Source organism: Oceanospirillum beijerinckii DSM 7166 (assembly GCF_000422425.1).
In the GTDB taxonomy this organism is placed as follows: Bacteria; Pseudomonadota; Gammaproteobacteria; order Pseudomonadales; family Halomonadaceae; genus Oceanospirillum; species Oceanospirillum beijerinckii.
The window spans coordinates 100,187-121,554 of sequence record NZ_KE383830.1 but is presented as its reverse complement, the minus strand read 5'-3'; the positions used below and the strand labels follow the sequence as shown (position 1 = coordinate 121,554).

The following is a 21,368-nucleotide window of genomic DNA, read 5'->3' as shown; positions in this document are numbered from 1 at the left end:
AGTATTCTCGACCATTACCAAAACGTGAGCTGAGCCCATGCAGATGAGATCACTAAAACGCCTGAGCAGATACTAATCCTGTCTCTTAAGCGTCCAGAGATGATCGGTAATCTTTCGAGCCTGAGAATAGCTAATGCCTTCAATGGAAGACATCTTAGGCTTCGAGCTATGTCCGTTTTTAATCAAAGAGGTAACATCAGCCTTACTCATACGGGTCATTTTGTTGGCTGGAATACGCATCAGGAATTTACCGTCACCATTTTTTTTGTGACAACCCGCACAGTGGTAATTATAAAGCTCTTCGCCGCTGGAGAAATCATCAGGCTTACCAGAACAAGCTGCCAGTAAAACAGTTAACCCCAAACAAAAAATCTTTTGGCACAGTTTCATAGCCCGCCTCTCCATACATCTGCCTTACCTTAAATATTTGGCTTTAACCCATTGATTGTCAATATTTTTAAGGTCCGACCACATGAAGTTTAAGCGAGCACAGCTTTCTTACGGACGCCTTACTAACGGATACTGTCTTTAACAGTCTCCACTGCCTCATCGAGGTTTGATAAACTGCCTATCACTTCAGGCACCAGCTTGGCCGACTGAATTAAGCTAAACAGTAAAATACCATGATGTGTCGCTAAACGATTTTCAGCACTCTCCCAACCTAGCCAGGTTTCATAACCCGCAGTAAACAGCAGAGCTAATGCTCCCAACAAGCTCACAAACGGATTGTTAATAATCGACTTCAGCATACGGCCTCCACAGTTAATGAAAGTTCTGGCTATATACCGCTCCAGTTAAGCCCTGCTTCCTGGAACAGAACTGCACTAGCCAGTGCCTCATTATGCAAAATACCATCACCTGATCAATTTCACGTTATTACACATTAACACCGTACTCCTTCCCAAGAGAAACACTTGTGACTGCTCCCCGCCCTGTCGGGAGGCTTCCAACTTTAGAGGCAACACTACCGTTAGACCGCCATGGCCGCTGTGTCAGGCGATCGCGGTCCAGCAAGAGTCCAATCACTCTTCCCGACCGGCAGAAAATGCGGGAATATTGGATGGCAGCTCGCACCAGTTCGCTTTGTGGTCGGTATAAATCTGAGCGTCTATTGTCACGGGAATATCGACATCAAAAGCAGATATTGCTAACTCGATCTGCTCCAATGGCTCGCCCTTGACCCGAAAGCCCAAACTGGAACCGCACTGGCAACAAAATGTTCGAGTCGTCCCATTGGGAGCGACATACTCCTTCAGGGCATCTTTACCGGAAAGCCAGACTAAGCCTTCCACGGCAACCAGCGTTCCAAAAGCAGCACCATGGAACTTCCGGCACATGGAACAATAGCAATTCGCCGCCTGTTCACTAAAACCATCAACCGAAAAGCGCACTGTTCCACACAAACATGAACCGTGATAACTTTTACTCATCCTGATTTATCTCCCTGTTGTATAAAATCTTGGTAAGCCCCTGGACGGCATCATCATCCAGGTCCTGCGACAAAGTACAGCATTAAAGCACGCCATTGACCTAACGCCGACGTCGCTTATTCACTTTTGCTTTACCGCCCGCATCCTGTCCTAATGCTTTGGCACGAAGGGATTTTTTCGAAGGTTTACGCTTACCTCTATCAGCTTCTTCCTGGGCCATAAAATCAGGTTCAAAGCCGGGGAACCATTGCATCAGGAACTCTTCACCGGTCAGTTTTTTGACCTCATCAAACAGATATTTCTCTTTATGGGAGATTAACGATACAGCAACACCCGCCTGCCCCGCTCGACCCGTGCGACCTATACGATGGATGTAGTCTTCAACATTGTATGGTAATTCAAAATTAACCACGTATTGGAGTTCTTTGATGTCCAGGCCACGGGCAGCAACATCCGTCGCCACAAGAGCTCGCACCTTCCCATTTTTAAACTCTTCTAATCCACGATCACGGGCACCCTGGGATTTATCTCCGTGAACTGCCGCCGCTTTGATACCATCTTTGGCTAACTCTTTGACCAGCTCATCTACCGCCTGCTTGGTACGGGTAAAAATCAGCACCTGCTGCCAATTATTTGAACCTATCAGGTAAGCCAGCATCCCCGCTTTTCGCTGAGAATCGACTTCATAAAAACGTTGCTCAATTTTTGCAGCCGTGGCATTACGCTCGGCGACTTCAATCAGTTTCGGCGTTTTTAGCAGCGTTTTGCTCAGAGCAAAGACGTCATCATTAAAAGTGGCAGAGAAAAACAGGGTTTGGTGTATTGCAGGCAAACGCTTCAGGATACGATTAATATCGTTGATAAAGCCCATGTCCAGCATGCGATCGGCCTCATCAAGCACCAAAGTTTCAATACCGCTTAAATCGATTAACTCTTTGATAGCAAGCTCAAGTAAGCGCCCGGGCGTCGCAACCAGAACATCACAGCCCTGATTGAGTGCTTCGATCTGCGGGTTAATACTTGCCCCCCCGTAGGCCACCACAGAGTTAAAGCCTAAACCCTGACTGTATTTCACAAAGCTTTGATGTACTTGCTGCGCCAACTCCCGTGTTGGTGTAAGCACTAAGACACGAATGACTTTCTCGCAGTTTTGCTCTGACCGGGTAAGGTGGCGATGTATCAGAGGTAACGCAAAGGCCGCCGTTTTTCCCGTGCCCGTTTGCGCTCCGGCCAGGATATCATGGCCTGCCAGCACCTCAGGAATGGATTCCTGCTGAATCGGTGTAGGTATTTGATAATCGAGGGATTTTAATACTGCCAACAAATCTGAATGTAAACCAAGGGGCGCGAAACTCATAACCAAACACCGAAAACAAAATTAAGATGGCGCATTGTAACACCGAACGCTTAAACGGCAGACTTGGTTACTGCAAAACAATCACAAATGATAAAACACTCAGAACCCAAGAAATGATATTAGCCGAATCTCTCGTCGCCCGATCAAGATAGGGACATCAATTCAGCCAGCCACACTACGATTTGAAAACCTCATCCAAGCTTTTAGCATCCACAAAATTATCCACCCACACCTCCAGCTGCTGCTCTGTTGCCTGACTGATCTTGCCTTCAACATCTTTTGACAAAGGGCCAAAACGGCGGTTTAACAGGCGGCGCAGGGTTTTAGCTTCACCTAACGCAATGCCCGCTTCAGTACCTATCTCAATACCTTGAGATATACCCTGCTCAATACCTTGTTCAATACCTTGAGATATACCTTGTTCAAGACCCTGAGCTAGACCCTGTTTCTTCCACTCTTCAGTCCAGGAAATCACCCGTTCCGCTAACATACTATGTACCCCATGCAAATCATGAACCTGTTCAAATTGTACACCAGGAACCCTGGCGGGGAGCAATACTCTCTTTATCCAGACCGTAAAGTTACGTCGTAGCCCCATCTGTTCGGGCTGTTTAAGCCATTCGATCAAAGCAGTCAGAATACGCTGGATATCTTCAGGCTTTTTACTGTTTTCCAGACCAAAGAGTGCAGAAACCAGATTCTTAACCTCTGGTAAAGGCTCACCCTCAAAAGCTCTTTCTTCCAACAAGGCATAACGGATATTGGGCTGATAAAGATGGATCTGACCGGGAATACTATCGATCAGTTCACACAGCTCCAGCGGAGCCGTCCATTTCCGTTCACCGTTATAGAGCACCAAAGGGAAAACCGGTGGCAACTTACCATTGGGCGTCAGCTGATTCTTTTTACGCAGATCATCCAGCAACATGCTGCTGTAAATATTCACCCGCAGTGGCATAAAACGATCTACAGAGGATTGGAACTCCAATAGCAGATAGATATACAACCACTGTTTCTGCCCCTTATCCTGCCACAACACCCGCCAGACAATATCGTCTTCGCGGTCTCTCAGGTCATCAGTGACATAACTATCTTTAGTCGTTTCCAGAGTGGACAGATCCAACTGCTCAACCCAAGGTTCATTGACATACCCTATCAACAGATCTGCCACCATTTCGGGATGGCTAAAAAGCAGCTTGTAACTATTATCGTGGGCATTATGCGGGAGAGATTGATCAACCATAGTGCATCCTTGCGGGTAGAAGTTTAACCGTACTACTCAACATAGCACCTGTTGGCGGCATCTTGCATACTTCAGTGAAATAGAAGAACCCTCAAATAGCTCAAACTTTCAAAATAGTGCTTACAAATCAATGATCAAAAAATGGTTGTCCTCTGTTTTCTAGTACCAACTCCCATCATCAGCCTTCTTGGTCACTGTAATCACAATAATCCCTCACATCGTATAAAGAGCAGCGCCTGTAATCAGAGCAATTGCTGCAAAACGATCATCAATTTAAAAGCCAGAACCCAAACACTTCCGATAGTTCATCAGACAAAACTCAGCCATTTCACTAAAATGGCTAATCTTGTCTCAAACATTACACTATCTGCAGGTGTTCCATCATAGCTTCAGAAACATAAGGCACTGATTTAGTATCAAATACCTCAAATGAGTTTACATCTTGCTTACAGAGAAGAGGAAAGACTATTAAGTACCCGAACATAAATATTTCGGTATTTTCCGGCCGCTTCGGCCGGAAAATACGGGCTTTATGTAGGGAAAAGTACTGTATGCCCACTTACCAACCATTACAGATAGAAAACCAGCACGACAGCATATTACACATTAGAAAACACTGAACATAATTATAAAAATTTATTAATTATAAGTTCTTGTTCATAACGGTTAGTTGAACTATTGTTTGTACCAACTCGGTATTTTTCAAGATAGTTGCCCAATAAACTGGCTTACTCAATCAAAGATGATTGAATTAGACTTTTCACAACACAATCTCATCTGTCTTGATGACACTTGGCCTGAAACGGTAACTCGTAATGTTTTCCCAGGTGCTGTTATGGTGCCTGGATATCGTAACGGCGGGGATAATGTCATTATCTACAGTTGTATGGCCATCGGCCATTACAGTAACCGCGTAATCAAGTGATAACGCACGCCTTAACGTACTATCAACACAAAACTCACTTTGCATACCGCATATGATGAGTTCCTGCACACCCAGTCGATCCAGATGTTCTTTGAGATCGGTTTCTTTAAAAGCATCAGAGCCCTGCTTTCTTACATAGATATCTGATTCTGAGTTTTCCAGCTCTCTTGGCAGCAACCAACCTTCACTTTGGTATCTCATAGTCCCGGCTTCCGTATCATGCTGAACATAAATCACAGGAACACCTGCCAACCTCGCCCTGGAAGCAACCAAGTTGATGTTATCTATTACATCCAGCGCATTATAGGTAGCACCTTCACCGTGGCAGAGAGCATTTTGTACATCAATAACCAGCAGAGCTTTTTTATTTCTCATTACCAATCCATATCTGATTGTAGCGGCCTAATAATCCAGCACCCAGCATTGACCATTTATTCAAAATGGCTATACAAAGACTTGCTCCAGCGTTTCGGCATCCAAAAAATTATCTTCATATTTCTCAAGCTCTTGGGGAGAGGCAGATTGTAACTTCTCAACAGCCCAATCAGGCAGTTCACCAAATTTCTTGGTTAGTAGACGGGAAATTAGCATTTGTTCACCTTGAACAATTCCCTCAGAACGCCCTACCTGCATTGTTTTATCAGTGATCTGGCGTTCCCACTCATCTATTCGATTAGCGAACACAGTATGTACCTCGTCAAAATCGTCGTGGGGTGTATTCTTACTCATCATTGTTATCCTCCTGATAACTCAAACTATTCAGAATGTCGAAAAGTCCTTAAAAATTAGCTCAATAATATTGAATACCCTGTTTTTCAGGACAGGTTGCTCTCGATTGGAAGGAAAACACGTTATATAACAAGGAACTCACATCAAAGCTGATCGATAGGATTAAACGGCAGGCTTGGTTACTACAAAACAATCACAAATGATAAAACGCTCAGAACTCAAGAAATGATATTAGCCGAATCTCTCGTCGCCCGATCAAGATAGGGACCAGCAATTCAGCTAGCCATACTACGATTTGAAAACCTCATCCAAGCTTTTAGCATCCACAAAATTATCCACCCACAACTCCAGCTGCTGCTCTGTTGCCTGACTGATCTTGCCTTCAACATCTTTTGACAAAGGGCCAAAACGGCGGTTTAACAGGCGGCGTAGGGTTTTAGCTTCACCCAACAAAATACCATCTTGCTTCCACTCTTCAGTCCAGGAAATCACCCGTTCCGCTAACATGCTATGTACCTCATGCAAATCATGAACTTGTTCAAATTGTACACCAGGAACCCTGGCGGGGAGCAATACTCTCTTTATCCAGACCGTAAAGTTACGTCGTAGCCCCATCTGTTCGGGTTGTTTAAGCCATTCGATCAAAGCGGTGAGAATACGCTGGATATCTTCAGGCTTTTTACTGTTTTCCAGACCAAAGAGTGCAGAAACCAGATTCTTAACCTCCGGTAAAGGCTCACCATCAAAGGCTCTTTCTTCCAACAAGGCATAACGGATATTGGGCTGATAAAGATGAATCTGACCGGGAATACTATCGATCAGTTCACACAGCTCCAGCGGAGCCGTCCATTTCCGTTCACCGTTATAGAGCACCAAAGGGAAAACCGGTGGCAACTTACCATTGGGCGTCAGCTGATTCTTTTTACGCAGATCATCCAGCAACATGCTGCTGTAAATATTCACCCGCAGCGGCATAAAACGATCTACAGAGGATTGGAACTCCAATAGCAGATAGATATACAACCACTGTTTCTGCCCCTTATCCTGCCACAACACCCGCCAGACAATATCATCTTCTCGATCCCTCAGGTCATCAGTGACATAACTATCTTTAGTCGTTTCCAGAGTGGACAGATCCAACTGCTCAACCCAAGGTTCATTGACATACCCTATCAGCAGATCTGCCACCATTTCGGGATGGCTAAAGAGAAGCTTGTAACTATTATCGTGGGCATTATGCGGTAGAGCTTGATCAACCATAGTGCATCCTTGCGGGTAGAAGTTTAACCGTACTACTCAACAGCACCTGTTGGCGGCATCTTGCATACTTCAGTGAAATAGAAGAACCCTCAAATAGCCCAAACTTTCAAAATAGTTCTTACAAATCAATGAGCTAAAAATGGTTGCCCTCTATTTTCTATTTTTTTTCGCTATTTTGTCACCGCCAACTGGCGAAATCCTTTTTCAGCTCATGCTGATCACTGCTCATCCTCTCTGTAATAAGCATGATAAAGATGATTCAACTCATCATGAAAACCCCAGCCACAATGAGACGTATTGGTGACGATATCTTCTGCCCGATCCTGAAACTCAAGCAACAAGTCTTCTTTCACCATATATTTCAGCGCACTCTCATACATACTTTCCATACTGTTATAAAACGGCTCATCAATATCACCGTATTCGTTAGTACAATGAACACCAGACTCAACATAGGTTAGCATTATGTCTGCAATCCCAATATTCGAACACGACACCTTCTTATAATCAGAGATCGCTTTACGTGCCACAGATGCCCGCATTTTAGGGAATAGCGAGCGGCCAGTAGCAATGAACTCATTCTGTACAATCTGTTTATATTTTTCCAGAACAGCTGAGTCATCATTAAAAAAAGAAGTCTGGTAAAACTCTTTTACATTGCTGAACGTTTTATAGAGGTGGGCAATCTCCTCAACTAATTCGTTCTGGGTTTTCTTTCTTAGCTCTTTTTTTAAATCCGTTAATGTCGGTTTCTTCGCCATATTCTACTCACCTGTATAAACTGGATGACTGAATCAAAGAGATTCATCTAACCAACGATAGTACTTCTTAACAGATTTGAAAATCTACTCCCTCGCACATTCAAACACCTGCTAAAAAGTTTATGCCATCAGAATATCCCCCCCACTGCTCATATTACTCAGACAACGCCCCATTAAGCAGGGCTACCGCATCAGTCAGACCACCCCATCACTTTGAGACATCAAAACAACAACAAAGCTGATGCGCTAACCCTCGCCTGCCTCTGCCTCTGCCCCTCGCCAATAGCCAATAGCCAATAGCCAATAGCCAAACCTCTGTTCTCGCCAATTAGCACCCTCTGCCGCGTTCCCTGTTGTAGGTTGGAAAAGCCGTAGGCGCCTTCCGACAATAGCCGCGCACCCAAGCCAATGTCGGATGGCGCTTCGCTTATCTAACCTACTCCGATATCGAGAAATTTATCGGAAATGGCATTAGCGGGTTATTGAGTCGACGGCTAATACCACGGGCTTCTTCAGCTATTTCCCTACCCTGAAAATCACGCTCATAATTCAGAAAATCCTGAAAACTGCCATGCACCTCCACAATCGGCGCAGCCCTGTGTGTTTCAGATGTCGTCAGCGACCACACCAGATGCAACAGAGAAAACAGATCCTCCTCCTCAGGATGCTGACACAGCAACTCATCCACACCATCCTGATGCCGATACGCCACCACATGTAAGCGCTTACCGTACAAAACATGCTGCTCACCCACAGCCTGAGTTAACTTCTTCGCCAGTTGCCCGGCTCTCTCATTACTGGCCTGCAGCCAGCCTTCTGGATACGTCATACATTCCCTCGCTGACTACCTCCCCCCACTTCCGCCAAAACCAGCAAAATAAACAGCCAGACACAGCAGAAAACCGAAACAGAACAGCCAACACAAAAAGCAAAACCAGAGCGCCAAAACAACAAAGCACACCACCGCCATTTGTAAAAAACCACCCAGAATCGGATCGGGATCAGTAGCTTTCAAATAATTCCGATAACGACAAATCGCCTAAAGTGCCACATTCCACCACGAACATGGCACAGGTAACGTCCCTACCGGCAAAGCATTTAAATCACCCAACACCCTGCCTACTGGAGACAGAGTTATTGTAATACGCCAGATTTCAGACCTTTACTGATCATCGCCTGAATCTGAACCAGCTCATCAAGCAAATCAGCAGCGTAATAACCCACACCACTCGCCGCCGCTTGGTGATGAAAAGAGCCCTCGCTATAAGCGATATTCTCCAACGCCACCAACAAAAAAGCACAGCGATGGTACAAACTCTCAAACGACTGACTTAACAGATCCAAATCCAACTGATCATTAGCGCCTTGCTTCTCGCCATCCTTAATCTCCGCAATCTTACTCATAGCCCAGCCTCCCGGCAGCAAAGTTCACCCAAGAGACAGACCGCCGCCCAGATAAACGCCCGCCAGAGCAAACCAAAGACAAAAAGAAAGCCCCAAAGAAGGACAGAGTAGACGCAAAGACACCACCGGATACAACACCCGAACGGAGCCGAAACGACCGAAAAAGAGGATTTGAGCCAAAAGCCCGAGAAGAATTGAAGACGCAAAAAAACCTGGCACCGCAAATGCGATTACAGGCCGTAAGATCATGAAAATAAAGAAATTTTTCTTTAGCCAAGCGAAGCCCTAGCGTAAAATGTGAATTAGCCATTTATTGATACCTTGCTTATCGATGATGGTTAGCTGCCTCTTGGTGTTACCAGCACCTTGAGGTAGCGCTTATAAAGATTTAAATACTTGTGATAGGCAGATTCCTTCTGTTGATTAGATTAGCAAGTAATCAAACACCAGTTAGCGATGTAATGCAATCGCTGGCTGGTGTTTTTGTTGGGTCAAAGGTAGATGGGCTTTGCTTAGCTGAGTTTACAGAGCCTAAATCATCGGCAATACCACATAGCGGTGATGTCCGATGCATTTGTTTGCTCTGTATACCAACATATTTGTGAACCAAGTGCACTGGATTTGTACCCTAATAAAATAACTGACTCTTGGCAGACATATTGATCATACGAAAGACCTATTATTCAGCATTGTTGGTAGGAGTTTCAGTTGGAGAGATACAATAAGTTTTGTCTTCAATATGAAGCATGTGAATCATATTAGAATCAATACCCTCTATTAATGTTGAAATATTGACATCTTTTTTGTCGTAGTCTCTATCTTGCGATATCGCAAGGATCACTTGTTTCCCTAACTTAGAACTATGTGACAATAGTTTTTTCATACTGTCTACCCGCATCTGATGCTGTCCTGGTTCATCCATTACCAAAAAGCCAGGATGTAAAGATCCCATCTCCAATAGACAAAGATAATAAGACCAGATTGATCTTACGAAATCACTGGCGGAGGAAACATATCGAATATATTGAGGCTCTTGCCCCTCTATAAAGACAATTGGCATGAGTCTATGAGGAGACTTGTCCCTGACAGTTATATTTCTCACGCCATTACTTTTATAACCAAATGAGGATAACAATGAGATAAATGACCGTTTGAATGCAAGAATTTTCTCTTCATCACTAGAAACCAGCCCTCTAAGCTCTTTTTCTCTCCCATCTAAAATAAAGTACTGTTTGCTTAATTTTTTCATCCTACCCTTCATAGATTCAAGGTAAGAATTAAACTGTTTGATATCATTAAGCCGGTATTTTAGCTCTGCTTGTATTTCAAGCTCGCTTCTAATTGATTGCGAGCTAGGGGAGTTCAAATCTTTATGGATACTATCAAGTTGCATCCGCTTTAACGCAATACTTTTATCATAATAATCTAGAGCTGATACATACCGTTCAAGAACAGTTTCTGAAGCTTCAATGTATCTTTCATAAGTAGATTTTTGAGACTTAAGAAATGCAATGCTCTTTTCAATAGTCTCTTCTGATAGTTCAGCATCTTTTTTATTCTCTACACTATTCTCACAAACAGGGCACTTAGATGTTGACAAACCATCCCAGTTTCTACCAATAGATAATTTCTTAACATCTTGAAACCCTTGAATGTCATTTATCGCAGAGGACAAAGAGCTTTTGAAGCTAGCTAACTTCAATTTTTCCTCTTCATAAAGCCCCGAAGCATCATTTCTTTCAGATACAAATGTAGATAGCGATTCTCTTATCTTTTCTCTCATGTCAATTAAGTTTTTAGATACGTCTTTAGAAGCATCCATGAGCTCAATGCGTTTGTTAGAATCGTCAATTTTATTTTGAATATTTTTAGCTAGTTGACTAGTTCTAACTTCACTTCCCTCATTATTTAGTTCAGCTGCATATATCCCTTCGATCCTGGTATCTGGAATTGGCTTATTCTTATCAAAAATCGACAAGTAAAGCTGAGTTGCTTGAGAACGATATCTTAGGTCGTTATCGATCCGTTTCCATTCACCTTTAACCTGGTGCTTATCAGCCTTAATTTGATCGAGCTCTATATTTAGTTCTAGAGAATTAAGCCCCAGAGAATACTCCACAATTTTTTGTTTAGGATCTTTAATACCAAAACTAGGCATCATTGAGAATATATCCGACCAACCTTTTGTCTGTTCAATGAAAGCCAATGAAAATACATTCTGCATATATAAAGGTTTGGTCGACTCACCATTAAATGATTCGACATTAAAAATTTTCAAATCATTAACTTCTGCGAGCCACTTATAGAACCCTTGATCGCCATGATCTCTTGCAGAGTGAACAAACTTTGGTGTAGTTTTCGTACCATCTAATATAATTATTTCATTAACAGTGACTTCACTGGATGGAGCTATTTGACGTGTAAGCGTGTATTGTTTACCGTTATTTGCAGTGATGGTAAGTGAACAGCTGGACTCATAAACATTACAAGGCTGGCCTTCAAAATTAAGCACTTGATGCAAAGCAGGGCTTAGAGCATTAATTCCCTTGCTCCCCATTAATTGCTCCATCCCGAGGCAGTAATAAATACAGCTAAGAATAGTGGACTTACCACTGGAGTTGTCACCAGTCAGAATATTGAGCCCAGGCTTAAAACCATACTCAAAACCAAATGGCTTTAGCCCATCTTCTGTTCTTGCAATAATTTTCGCTGAGACTGAATCGATGCGCATTTTATCAACTTCTAATAATTGGATTATCAAATCTATTTTCAGGAATTTTAACTTCCTTCAAATACTCTAAATAGTTTGAAAACGCCTTATGACCTTCAACCAAGCCAAGATACATATCACCTTTATCAGTTAGTGAAATTCTAACCCCCTTAGATGATTTATCTACTATTAATTCTATAAACCCATTGGACTCAGCCATTATGAGTGACTTTTTAAAATCATTATCAATATTCCAGGAAGATAGAGTTATCTTTGAAGAAAATGCATTAGCTTCTAAATTTATAGTTTTATCAAATATATAAGCCATCTTGATAAAAGACATAGTCTTCGCACTTCCAAGACAATATTTCAGTGCACCACACATAATAGCAAGATGGGTTAGAGTGCTATTATCAGGTGCACAATCAAGGAACCGAGACTTTAGCTGTATTTCTATACTCATTTTTTAAAATCCAAATTGCAATTTGCTAATAGCCGGGCAACCTCCCCAGCGGCTATAACAGGGCTAATAGATTTAATTGAAGTTCCATCTAGCTCTTCTTTTAAAAAATCAGTTAATTCATCTAATATTTTATGAAAGCGCTCGTTACCTTGCTGAATACTACTTACTTGGTATTTTTTATTTCCAGAAGCCCATATCGCTTTCGCATTTTCTATAAGATCTCGGTATGAGCTATGATTTCTGATTTTGGAATGCTCGATATCATCCCATACTAAAATATCGTTTATAAACGCATCTAGGTCTTCAGGTGTCCAACCCACTATGAATGAATCCATCTTTTTAGTAAGATTTTCAACATCTCCATAGTTATTAGCTTTTTTTCTTTCATCTATCATTCCTTGAGTGATACTTCTTTTAATCTCGGCAATATTCAACTTTAACTGGGTATTTCCACCATGAAAATCTGCGATATCAATGTCCGGAAGAAATGAATCTTTAATGACTTTGATAGATCGACAATTTACGCCTGTGAAGTCATCGTTGTCTATATTCTGGGCAATGCCAACCAAATAGTTATTGTCGGCTTCTTTTATGAATATTCCGCTGCCTGAATATCCGCCAAGTACCTCTGCTCCTACGCACCCTTTCATATCGGTATACGCTTCGAGCGGAACCTTGAGGCAAAACGAACGTTCATCATTGATAGGGGTATCTAGATGGCAAGGAGTTACAGTATGAGCTTTTAAAGCTGGAGATCTTTGCGTTCCTCTGAAGGAATATGAATTCTCAGGAAAGCTAATATCTTCGCAAAAACTTATTTTAGGAAAATCAGGAAACTTGTGCTTCTGATCAACAGCTATAACGGCAATATCGTAATGCCGAATCGCTTCATGTTGTCCTATAAAAGCATCAAACTCAATCTTTCCATATATCTCTGATATACCATAGAACCCATCAATTATTAAAGGTTCACTAACATCTTGACTAATAACATGGGCAGCACTCAAAACATAGAATACGCCACCAGTTTCAACCAATATTCCTGACCCGTGATAGTTCTCAGACAAATAGATCTGTACGCTAGTTTTTGGGAGCACATCTAATTCATTCATATTATACAAAAGCTACTTCGTTCAATTAGATTTACATTATATTCAATCTTTTCTTCTGGTCTGATTAATATACCGTTTTTAGAAGAAATTTTTTCAACTGGATAGTTGAAAAAAAAATTAATGTCATTGCTACCATTTCTGTCAACATTCAATGCCAGTTTTGCCAATGTTTCTCTGCTAGGGTGCATGCTTCGAGCCTTTCCACCATTAGTACTCAATATGTAGTTAGAACAACTAACCATTGAGATAAATTTTTTCGATATACTTGTTATACTTCCATGATGAGAAAGCTTAATATAATCAAAAATATATTTCTTATCTTCAGAGAATCCTTTTCCTTCTAGGTAGTCGGTAACAACTGTAGGGTGAGCATCCCCTAGAAACAGTAACTTTTTTTCTTTGTACTTAAGAATGAATGCTATTGATGCAGCATTAGTGAAGTCAGACTTCTTGGATTTATACACATCTGGATTTTCTGCCAACGTCTCAAACGGAATGATAGTGCTGGTCTTTGATATTGGATCGGGGCTAGGAATAGAACATTCCCTAACCTCCTTGTACTTTCCAATAAAATACTCTAAATCCCCCCGAAAAGGCGATATTATTTCTAAACTAACATTCTTAGAAATATCAACTGTATCACCAGCTAGGAGAGATTGGTACGATATATTTTTTCTCTTAAGTAAGATTTCAAGTGTGATTGCTTGATGTATGGAAATGTTTCCACTTCCAGCTCTAACCTCAAATGAGCTTGGTACATTGACGTACACTTTTCCAACAGTAAATTTATGTGGCATATCTTCAATCAGAGGAATCGCACCATTGATATGGTCTTCATCTGAGTGAGTTAAAATTAGATAATCAACACTCGAGGTTAGCTGCCTGATCTTATGCTGGTAAGTAATCTTGAACCCACAGTCCAATAGTAATTTTCTAGGATCATCCATATCTTCAATTAAGAAGCTATCTCCACAGTTTGCCTGTATATTTGTAATTTTCAGCATGATATCGATTTAATATTACTATAATAAAACCTTAAGAGTGCTAAGTTCTCTGTAACCCCTTGACTCCAAAGAAAACAATACTTTTCTCGAAAAAAGTGATTCTCAATAAAATCAATATGTTATGTGCTTTCTGATGAGAACTTAGCACTCTCCAGTAAAAAGTGAGTTTGCATTTATCCAAAAATACTACACTCGATGCATTGTTTTATTGTCATGTTATCTCATTTATTTTACCAACGATTTTAGTGTATCGTCGCCGAAAAAAGCATCAGATAGAGATCATCAAGGTGAAACAGGGGCATCTAATATTTACCCTTGATTTTCAATTTTTTTCTAGTTGTCCTATTTGTGACCTGCGCCCCGGTATTTTAGGAGTAAAGCGAGTAAAGTTTCCACTACAGAGGCTTGTTAGCGCTATTAATCGGCACAGTATATTATTGGAATTGCATTCATATCTCTCACAGCATGAGCAAATGATGAAATTATCCAGAGTAATTGAACAATATGTCCTCGGACTGATTCACCACGCTGAATCTTAGAAAATTCTGTAGTCACAGATGATTTTGATAAAAAAGAGCAACTTAGAATGCACTTCCTATGAAGCTTGTAATCTTTTAATAATCCATCAAGGTATGCTTCAGCATTCGATGGGTCGCCTTTTCTAACTCTTGCTATATTTGTATGGCACCCACTATTTGAGCATGTATCTACAAACTTACCATTTATTCTTTCGAGCATTTGCTCTTTGTTAAAGTACATATTTCCAAGATTTTTTATTCCTTGGCCAACCACATCATGAAGGTTGCTTGCAGAGGTGCTAGAACTACCATGCTTTGAGTGTATGAAGTTTATGTTAGAGTCTGCACGATTAAATGTAATATGATCAGCCCACTCAATACCTAAGTCGTCACAAAGTATGTAATCATCGTTTTGGTGTATACTTTCAACCATGCCAAACATTGAGTTCTTCTCAAATTCAGTACTGGCACTAGTGAAGCGACCTTTTTCAGAAGTAACTGTAGATATTTCAGCTTTAGGGTGCATTATTTCTAATATGCTATTTATCTCTGAAACCCCTGATGAGTCTTCGAAGCAAGCTCCCATAAAGTACATGTATTTTGGGTCCGTGAACGTGACACTGTAGTAACCATTTTTCACTATGAATTTCTGCAGGGTTACTTCCTTACCATTCTCAACCACCCGAAACTTTGTCAAAACTTTCGATGTTAATGTTAAGCTTTTTTCATTCTTTCTAAGACGTGTACAGGTCTCTCTTCCAACTACTTTACAGTCTGAATCAAGCTCATATACTTTTTCAAGTTCAGCAAAAAGCTTATTTTTTACCCTTGAAGAAATAACTATATTTCCAGCTCTGGCGGTCTTATATTTTAAAGCTAGTCCATCCCGTTCAATTCTTTCCTGTAGCGGAGTACTTTCCACTAGAACCCCATTAGGTTCACATGCCCTTAGAACATCATTTAATTCTACTTTTTTGGCAAATGAGCCTAGAAAGCTATTATCGTTTGAAGGACTTTCAATAAGCTCAACCTGCTCTTTAACCCAAACGGCTATCTCGTCAAGGGACTTTCTCTGGGATGACTCAACTAACCTCCCAGTTCCAGAAATAGTTTTTGTAATAGCGCCTTGACGTAACTTTAAATAGAATGGAATTGATCTCCCTGCAGAGTGCGTCGAAAGAAGCCCTTTTAGATCTGCAGCTTCATAAGACCTAGCTCTCATTGCTCTATCTGATATGGTCATGTTTCTCAAGGCAATTTTTTGAAACTCAACATCGCTATCGCCAAATGTACTAGATAAATCCTCACTATCAACGAGTGTAAAATATTTTTTTATTGGCTCGGATATATTTGCACAACTTTTCTTAAAAATTGCCAAATAGTCATGATATTCGATCAATATAATAAATGCGTACACCCTATCTTCGAGAGCTTCATCCATAAAGTATACAGGTCTAATAGAGGGAAACACTCTAACTGAATATTTGTATTCTAAACCTGCCTCTTCAACCCTCCTATCAGACCTGAACAAATCAATAACAAACTGTGCATTATTATCCATATTATCAATAGCTGCACTAAGAATGTCATTTACAATTGAATCATCAATAGAGTTTTTAGGTACGTAGAATTGAGCATTCTTTGTTAATTCTAATCTTTCAGGCACATGTAATACCTTCTTGTAGTACTAGCATTTGATTTATTCATCCACCCATGCAAGACTAAAAGTTAATCAAAGAGGATAACCATGTATAGGCGAACCAAAAGTATCAAAAAAACATAGAGCACCAAGCTAAGCAACACCTAGCGGGAGAACAGTAACAGAACTTAAATGATGACCATTATTAAGTTCTGAACTACCTGATCTGCGCAGAGCTGTTGAGATCACCGACCTCAACTCCGGCACTCCTATTAAACATAGAACGGAACTATACCTTACTAGAAGCATTGTTTTCTATGATATTTTGGTTGATAACTGACTAAGGAAGAAAAAATAGGCAGGAGTAAAGCTATTGAGGCACGACATAAAGTAATGCCGCATTAAATGACTGAGCAGTTCTTATCTTTGTATTTTATAAACCCATCAACCCTCATACAAATATAATGCGACATACTTGGTCTCAATAAAATCTTTTATCACCAATAAAACCAAAACAAGCGCATTAGTCTCTAACACGCTTGTCTTGGTTTATCTCACAATAAAACTCTTATCAATCCCGCTTATAAAGTGCCTCGATCGTTCTCTCTGCCAGTGAGTGGGCTTTTACCATATATCCAGTTAGCGCGCCTGATGGATCAGCAGGCAATTCCAGCTTTTGGGATAGTGCGTGAATGGTGAATTGGTAGCGGTGTGCGCCGTGGCCGTTGGGTGGGCGGGCGCCGCCAAAGCCTTTAAATCCGTAGTCGTTGCTGATTTGTTGGCTGCCTTTTGGCATCTGGTCGTTGTTGCCTGCGCCGGTTTTCAGGCTGGTGATGTTGGCTGGTATATTGATCACTTGCCAGTGCCACCAGCCGCTGCCGGTGGGGGCATCTGGGTCGTGTACGAGCAGTGCGTAGGCTTTTGTGCCTTCTGGGGCTCCGCTCCAGGAGAGTTGTGGGGATTGGTTTTTTCCGGTGCAGCCGAAGCCTTGGAATTCTTGGTTTTTGCTCATAAATTCGCCGTGGGCGATATCTTTACTGGTTAAGGTAAAGGATTCTGCCAGGACGTTATTTGTCGCTAGAACAGTGGTGATTGCCAGGGCGATTTTTTTGATCGTTGGGTTCATAACGGCTCCATATCGGTTGAGTTGATAGAAGCCATGTTAGGGGTTTGCTGTGTTTTGGATTAGCACCTAACCGGTCATCTATTCGCCCGTTTCGGGCAATTGGGTTTTTCTGAGTTCTGTTGGGGTGGTGCCGAAGAGTTGTTTGAATTTGTCGGTAAAGCGGGATTGGGACTGGTAGCCGCACTGTTCGGCGATTAGTCCGATGGGTTGCAGTGTGGTTTGTACCAAGTGTAGGCCCAGACCCAGCCGGACGCGGTCTTTAATCTCTTGCAGGCTGGTGCCTTCGGCTCTGAGTTTGCGCCTGAGTGTGGACTCACTCATCGCCAGTTGTTCGCACAGTTGATCCGCTTGGCGGTCTGCGGTGGGTTCGGCGCTAAACAGGGCGTGTAGTTTGTGGCTCAGGCTGGATGAGGCCATAAATGCGGTGATCTGGTGATAGCCCTGATGGTAAAGCAGTTGCAGTATCTCTTGTCGGCGTGCAGGCCATAGGGCTTGCGGGGCGAAGGTGGACCATTCGATAAACTGTTGCAGGGTTTGTTGCAGCACGGGGTCTATGTCGCCCTGTACGGCACTGATGTTGGCTTGTGGTTGTAGGGCTGGGCTTTGCCCCAGGCAGGCGAAGTCGGAAAATTCAAACTCGATCAGCAGGGCGAAGTATTGGCTATGGCTGGGGATATTGCGCATTTCTACCTTGGGGCTGTTGGATAGAAAGACAAATTGCCCCGCCGGGCAGTTGACTTCGCGTTCCTGCCCCAGCTGTTTGCAGCCATCAAACACGCAAACCAGTAGCGGTTTGATCATGGGTACGTTCAGCAGGTGTTGCTCATATCTTGATGAGTAGACGGCAAAGGGCAGTAATTCACGCTGTTGCAGTGCTTTTTTGGCGCTAAAGATCAGATGTTGCATCGTCATGGGCTGTACGGTTCGATATTGGTATAAAAAGCGCGTTTTCAATTCAGGATTCAGGTTGCGACTGACGTTCTTTCAGGTACAGATACAGCGGTAAACCACAGGACACGCCTACCGTGCAGGTGCCCAATAAGGCCAGGTGTCGATAGCGTACCTGATGGCGTTTGCCATCCACCAGAATAAAAATAATCAGGGTGCAGGCGGATACAACAACATCCAGCCAGGCGAAGACGCTGATAGGGTTAGACAGAATTGCGTCGATAAATGCGCCGATATTGATGCCATTATCCACTAGCCAGGGCAAAAATGCGCCATAGGGTAAGGCGATACCCAGTAGGGTTAAGATAAGATAGAGGTGTTTCATTGGAGTCCTTTCGCTGTTTTTGCTGCTTGTTCTGTCGTTATTAATAGCGGTTAGATGATTGTCGGAAGGCGCCTTGCGGCTTTTCCGACCTACAACAACTTATCTGGTTTGGTATTAATGAATCAACTGCGCCTGGGCAAAGTCGATAAACGCCCGCAAACGGGCGGGTCTGTATTTAGTCTGAGCGTATTGCATAGCAATAGCGCCATGATAGTTACTTTTGATCGTCCAGTCGGATAATACCTTAACCACACTCCCCTCCTGCAAGGCTTCCTGAATAACAAAATCGTGAAAGATACCGATACCCAGGCCATTTTTTACGCCCGATAGCCGCATTTGTGAGTGATTGACCGCATAGCGTCCCGATACGGCTACCGTGAGGTGCTCCTGCTCTTTGTGGAAACTCCACAGGTGGTCGGTGTTGGTTTCTGCCAGATAAAGGCAGTCGTGTTGTTCCAGCTCTAAAGGATGCTGGGGCATTCCCCGCTGTTGCAGATAGTCCGGGCTGGCACACAGTACCAGATAGGTTTTGCTGATCTCTTTCAGCACCTGATTTTCATGGGGCTTGTCGGTCAGGCGAAAGGCGATGTCGATGTTATCCCGCAGCAGATCAATATCACCGTCGGCGACTCTGAGCTTAAGCTGTATCAGGGGATAGCGCTCCAGAAAGGGGATCACCAGAGGTTGCAGGACGGAATTCAGAAACGCCTCGGGCGCGGCAACAGTGATCGCGCCGGACGGTTCGGTATGGTCCGCAGCCGATAGATCCACCGCCTGTTGTGCGGCGTTGACCATAATCAGGCTTTGATCATAAACCCGTTTACCCGCCTGAGTGATCACTAACGAACGTGTGGTGCGTTCAAACAGTTTGACCGATAACGCTGCTTCCAGTCGGCTGATGGTTTTACTAAGCGCTGAGGGTGTGATGTTCAGTTTTTTCGCTGCGGCGGTAAAACTGCCTTCGTTGACCACCAGAATAAAAGCCGCCAGGTCGGGCAAAAGTGAAATCAGTTTCTGGTCCAGCATAGCGCGCCCTTTTTTTGTGCCTAAGATTCACAAATGATTTTCCACACACAGGGATAATAGTCGGCTTATGCTTTAATTAATATGAGAAAAAAACAAGGAGCAAACGATGAGCGATAAATTTTACCAGCAGATCCGGGATCAGCTTCAAGATGTGAAAGAGGCCGGGCTGTATAAACCTGAGCGGGTGATCACTTCGGCTCAACAGGCGGCCATTACGGTATCCAGCGGCGACGAGGTGCTGAACTTCTGCGCTAATAACTATCTGGGTCTGGCCAATCACCCGGCGTTGATTGAGGCGGCGAAAACCGGCATGGATGAGCACGGTTTTGGTATGGCGTCGGTGCGTTTTATCTGCGGTACTCAGGATATTCATAAAGCACTGGAACAGAAGCTATCGCGGTTTCTGGGCCAGGAAGACACCATTCTCTACACCTCCTGTTTTGATGCCAATGCGGGTCTGTTTGAGACACTGCTCGACAGCGACGATGCGATTATCTCTGATGCCTTAAACCATGCGTCTATTATCGACGGTGTGCGCCTGTGTAAAGCTCAGCGTTACCGCTACGCCAATAACGATATGGCCGAACTGGAACAGCAGTTGATCGCTGCGGATGCTGCCGGTGTGCGCCATAAACTGATCGTGACCGACGGTGTGTTCTCAATGGATGGCGTGGTGGCTAATCTACCGGCGATCTGTGATCTGGCGGATCAATACGATGCCTTGGTGATGGTGGATGATTCCCATGCGGTGGGTTTTATGGGGCCAAACGGCGCGGGCACACCGGATTATCACGGCGTAACAGAGCGCATCGATATTATCACCGGCACCCTGGGTAAAGCTCTTGGCGGTGCGTCCGGCGGTTATACCTCGGGCAAAAAAGAGGTGATCGACTGGTTGCGTCAGCGCTCACGCCCCTACTTGTTCTCTAACTCCGTTGCTCCCGGCATTGTCGCGGCGTCTATTCGCGTGTTGGATCTGCTAAAAGAGAGCGATGATCTGCGCGCCCAACTGTGGGATAACGCGGCTCACTTCCGTCGCCGAATGTCTGAAGCGGGCTTTACTCTGGCCGGTGCCGATCACGCCATTATTCCGATTATGCTGGGTGATGCCAAAGTCGCCGCCGAGTTTGCTGAACGGGCACTGGAGAAAGGGATCTACGTGATCGGTTTCTCATTCCCTGTGGTTCCTCAAGGTCAGGCACGTATTCGTACCCAGATGTCGGCGGCCCATAGCCGTGAGCAGCTGGATCGGGCGATTGATGCCTTTATTGAAGTCGGTACGGATATGGAGATTATCTAGCTTTCTCCCTCGTGCTACTGAGGGGGAAGGCGGATTTTAGATGCTATGAACAGACAGCAAATACAAGCACAAGCACAAAAAACAGATA

Annotated in this window: 21 protein-coding genes; 1 reads left to right on the top strand and 20 read right to left on the bottom strand. The window is 43.3% G+C overall.

Going from position 1 to position 21,368, the window contains the following annotated elements:
• Positions 1-72 precede the first annotated feature (72 nt).
• The 20 genes from H579_RS0121535 to H579_RS0121440 all read right to left on the bottom strand — a co-directional run bounded on the left by H579_RS0121535 (position 73) and on the right by H579_RS0121440 (position 19,980).
• Entirely contained in the window at positions 73-390 is a 318-nt protein-coding gene (locus H579_RS0121535) for a c-type cytochrome (RefSeq protein WP_028302381.1), read from the bottom strand.
• A 122-nt stretch (positions 391-512) separates the two neighbouring features.
• A complete protein-coding gene (locus H579_RS0121530) occupies positions 513-749 on the bottom strand; it encodes a hypothetical protein (RefSeq protein ID WP_028302380.1) in 237 nt (78 codons plus the stop codon).
• Positions 750-1,022: 273 nt separating this feature from the next.
• Positions 1,023-1,430 carry a GFA family protein gene (locus H579_RS0121525; RefSeq protein ID WP_028302379.1) on the bottom strand — a complete coding sequence of 136 codons (408 nt, stop codon included), beginning with the start codon at positions 1,428-1,430 and terminating at the stop codon, positions 1,023-1,025.
• 100 nt (positions 1,431-1,530) lie between these two features.
• Positions 1,531-2,787, bottom strand: a complete 1,257-nt coding sequence (locus tag H579_RS0121520) for a DEAD/DEAH box helicase (RefSeq protein ID WP_028302378.1) — start codon at positions 2,785-2,787, stop codon at positions 1,531-1,533.
• A gap of 175 nt (positions 2,788-2,962) precedes the next feature.
• Positions 2,963-4,030, bottom strand: coding sequence for an Rpn family recombination-promoting nuclease/putative transposase (locus tag H579_RS0121515; protein WP_028302377.1), 1,068 nt, complete (start codon positions 4,028-4,030; stop codon positions 2,963-2,965).
• A 760-nt stretch (positions 4,031-4,790) separates the two neighbouring features.
• Entirely contained in the window at positions 4,791-5,330 is a 540-nt protein-coding gene (locus H579_RS0121510) for a cysteine hydrolase family protein (RefSeq protein ID WP_036567119.1), read from the bottom strand.
• A gap of 69 nt (positions 5,331-5,399) precedes the next feature.
• Positions 5,400-5,687 (bottom strand): DUF4351 domain-containing protein, encoded by a 288-nt coding sequence (locus H579_RS0121505; protein WP_028302375.1) that lies wholly within the window; start codon positions 5,685-5,687, stop codon positions 5,400-5,402.
• 285 nt (positions 5,688-5,972) lie between these two features.
• The gene (locus H579_RS0121500; protein WP_028302374.1) at positions 5,973-6,944 is read right to left on the bottom strand and encodes an Rpn family recombination-promoting nuclease/putative transposase; all 972 of its coding nucleotides are present in this window, start codon (positions 6,942-6,944) and stop codon (positions 5,973-5,975) included.
• Positions 6,945-7,162: 218 nt separating this feature from the next.
• Positions 7,163-7,705, bottom strand: a complete 543-nt coding sequence (locus H579_RS0121495; protein WP_028302373.1) for a DUF6155 family protein — start codon at positions 7,703-7,705, stop codon at positions 7,163-7,165.
• Positions 7,706-8,141: 436 nt separating this feature from the next.
• Positions 8,142-8,534: a hypothetical protein gene (locus tag H579_RS28240; protein ID WP_051228160.1), complete on the bottom strand. Its 393-nt coding sequence runs from the start codon at positions 8,532-8,534 to the stop codon at positions 8,142-8,144.
• A 305-nt stretch (positions 8,535-8,839) separates the two neighbouring features.
• On the bottom strand, positions 8,840-9,109 hold the full coding sequence (locus H579_RS0121485) for a hypothetical protein (RefSeq protein WP_028302372.1): 270 nt from the start codon (positions 9,107-9,109) through the stop codon (positions 8,840-8,842).
• A gap of 679 nt (positions 9,110-9,788) precedes the next feature.
• Positions 9,789-11,840: a hypothetical protein gene (locus H579_RS0121480; protein WP_028302371.1), complete on the bottom strand. Its 2,052-nt coding sequence runs from the start codon at positions 11,838-11,840 to the stop codon at positions 9,789-9,791.
• 4 nt (positions 11,841-11,844) lie between these two features.
• Positions 11,845-12,282 carry a hypothetical protein gene (locus tag H579_RS0121475; protein WP_028302370.1) on the bottom strand — a complete coding sequence of 146 codons (438 nt, stop codon included), beginning with the start codon at positions 12,280-12,282 and terminating at the stop codon, positions 11,845-11,847.
• Positions 12,279-13,394 (bottom strand): S1 family serine peptidase, encoded by a 1,116-nt coding sequence (locus H579_RS0121470; RefSeq protein ID WP_028302369.1) that lies wholly within the window; start codon positions 13,392-13,394, stop codon positions 12,279-12,281. The genes H579_RS0121475 and H579_RS0121470 overlap by 4 nt, the downstream gene beginning before the upstream one ends.
• Positions 13,391-14,398 carry a ComEC/Rec2 family competence protein gene (locus H579_RS0121465; protein WP_051228158.1) on the bottom strand — a complete coding sequence of 336 codons (1,008 nt, stop codon included), beginning with the start codon at positions 14,396-14,398 and terminating at the stop codon, positions 13,391-13,393. The genes H579_RS0121470 and H579_RS0121465 overlap by 4 nt, the downstream gene beginning before the upstream one ends.
• Positions 14,399-14,815: 417 nt before the next feature.
• Positions 14,816-16,582, bottom strand: a complete 1,767-nt coding sequence (locus tag H579_RS0121460) for a hypothetical protein (RefSeq protein WP_028302367.1) — start codon at positions 16,580-16,582, stop codon at positions 14,816-14,818.
• Between the two features lie 544 nt (positions 16,583-17,126).
• Positions 17,127-17,681 (bottom strand): YbhB/YbcL family Raf kinase inhibitor-like protein, encoded by a 555-nt coding sequence (locus tag H579_RS0121455; RefSeq protein WP_028302366.1) that lies wholly within the window; start codon positions 17,679-17,681, stop codon positions 17,127-17,129.
• Positions 17,682-17,759: 78 nt separating this feature from the next.
• Positions 17,760-18,593, bottom strand: a complete 834-nt coding sequence (locus H579_RS0121450; protein WP_245583335.1) for a helix-turn-helix transcriptional regulator — start codon at positions 18,591-18,593, stop codon at positions 17,760-17,762.
• 43 nt (positions 18,594-18,636) lie between these two features.
• Positions 18,637-18,954: a DUF2834 domain-containing protein gene (locus tag H579_RS0121445; protein ID WP_028302364.1), complete on the bottom strand. Its 318-nt coding sequence runs from the start codon at positions 18,952-18,954 to the stop codon at positions 18,637-18,639.
• A gap of 114 nt (positions 18,955-19,068) precedes the next feature.
• Positions 19,069-19,980, bottom strand: coding sequence for a LysR family transcriptional regulator (locus tag H579_RS0121440; protein WP_028302363.1), 912 nt, complete (start codon positions 19,978-19,980; stop codon positions 19,069-19,071).
• Between the two features lie 106 nt (positions 19,981-20,086).
• Between H579_RS0121440 and H579_RS0121435 the strand changes: the two genes are divergently transcribed.
• Positions 20,087-21,280, top strand: a complete 1,194-nt coding sequence (locus tag H579_RS0121435) for a glycine C-acetyltransferase (RefSeq protein WP_028302362.1) — start codon at positions 20,087-20,089, stop codon at positions 21,278-21,280.
• The last annotated feature ends 88 nt before the right edge of the window (positions 21,281-21,368 follow it).

Excerpts from the sequence above, each read along its gene's own strand:
- H579_RS0121535 (WP_028302381.1), bottom strand. The coding sequence starts at position 390 with ATGAAACTGTGCCAAAAGATTTTTTGTTTGGGGTTAACTGTTTTACTG.
- H579_RS0121530 (WP_028302380.1), bottom strand. The coding sequence starts at position 749 with ATGCTGAAGTCGATTATTAACAATCCGTTTGTGAGCTTGTTGGGAGCA.
- H579_RS0121525 (WP_028302379.1), bottom strand. The coding sequence starts at position 1,430 with ATGAGTAAAAGTTATCACGGTTCATGTTTGTGTGGAACAGTGCGCTTT.
- H579_RS0121520 (WP_028302378.1), bottom strand. The coding sequence starts at position 2,787 with ATGAGTTTCGCGCCCCTTGGTTTACATTCAGATTTGTTGGCAGTATTA.
- H579_RS0121515 (WP_028302377.1), bottom strand. The coding sequence starts at position 4,030 with ATGGTTGATCAATCTCTCCCGCATAATGCCCACGATAATAGTTACAAG.
- H579_RS0121510 (WP_036567119.1), bottom strand. The coding sequence starts at position 5,330 with ATGAGAAATAAAAAAGCTCTGCTGGTTATTGATGTACAAAATGCTCTC.
- H579_RS0121505 (WP_028302375.1), bottom strand. The coding sequence starts at position 5,687 with ATGATGAGTAAGAATACACCCCACGACGATTTTGACGAGGTACATACT.
- H579_RS0121500 (WP_028302374.1), bottom strand. The coding sequence starts at position 6,944 with ATGGTTGATCAAGCTCTACCGCATAATGCCCACGATAATAGTTACAAG.
- H579_RS0121495 (WP_028302373.1), bottom strand. The coding sequence starts at position 7,705 with ATGGCGAAGAAACCGACATTAACGGATTTAAAAAAAGAGCTAAGAAAG.
- H579_RS28240 (WP_051228160.1), bottom strand. The coding sequence starts at position 8,534 with ATGACGTATCCAGAAGGCTGGCTGCAGGCCAGTAATGAGAGAGCCGGG.
- H579_RS0121485 (WP_028302372.1), bottom strand. The coding sequence starts at position 9,109 with ATGAGTAAGATTGCGGAGATTAAGGATGGCGAGAAGCAAGGCGCTAAT.
- H579_RS0121480 (WP_028302371.1), bottom strand. The coding sequence starts at position 11,840 with ATGCGCATCGATTCAGTCTCAGCGAAAATTATTGCAAGAACAGAAGAT.
- H579_RS0121475 (WP_028302370.1), bottom strand. The coding sequence starts at position 12,282 with ATGAGTATAGAAATACAGCTAAAGTCTCGGTTCCTTGATTGTGCACCT.
- H579_RS0121470 (WP_028302369.1), bottom strand. The coding sequence starts at position 13,394 with ATGAATGAATTAGATGTGCTCCCAAAAACTAGCGTACAGATCTATTTG.
- H579_RS0121465 (WP_051228158.1), bottom strand. The coding sequence starts at position 14,398 with ATGCTGAAAATTACAAATATACAGGCAAACTGTGGAGATAGCTTCTTA.
- H579_RS0121455 (WP_028302366.1), bottom strand. The coding sequence starts at position 17,681 with ATGAACCCAACGATCAAAAAAATCGCCCTGGCAATCACCACTGTTCTA.
- H579_RS0121450 (WP_245583335.1), bottom strand. The coding sequence starts at position 18,593 with ATGACGATGCAACATCTGATCTTTAGCGCCAAAAAAGCACTGCAACAG.
- H579_RS0121445 (WP_028302364.1), bottom strand. The coding sequence starts at position 18,954 with ATGAAACACCTCTATCTTATCTTAACCCTACTGGGTATCGCCTTACCC.
- H579_RS0121440 (WP_028302363.1), bottom strand. The coding sequence starts at position 19,980 with ATGCTGGACCAGAAACTGATTTCACTTTTGCCCGACCTGGCGGCTTTT.
- H579_RS0121435 (WP_028302362.1), top strand. The coding sequence starts at position 20,087 with ATGAGCGATAAATTTTACCAGCAGATCCGGGATCAGCTTCAAGATGTG.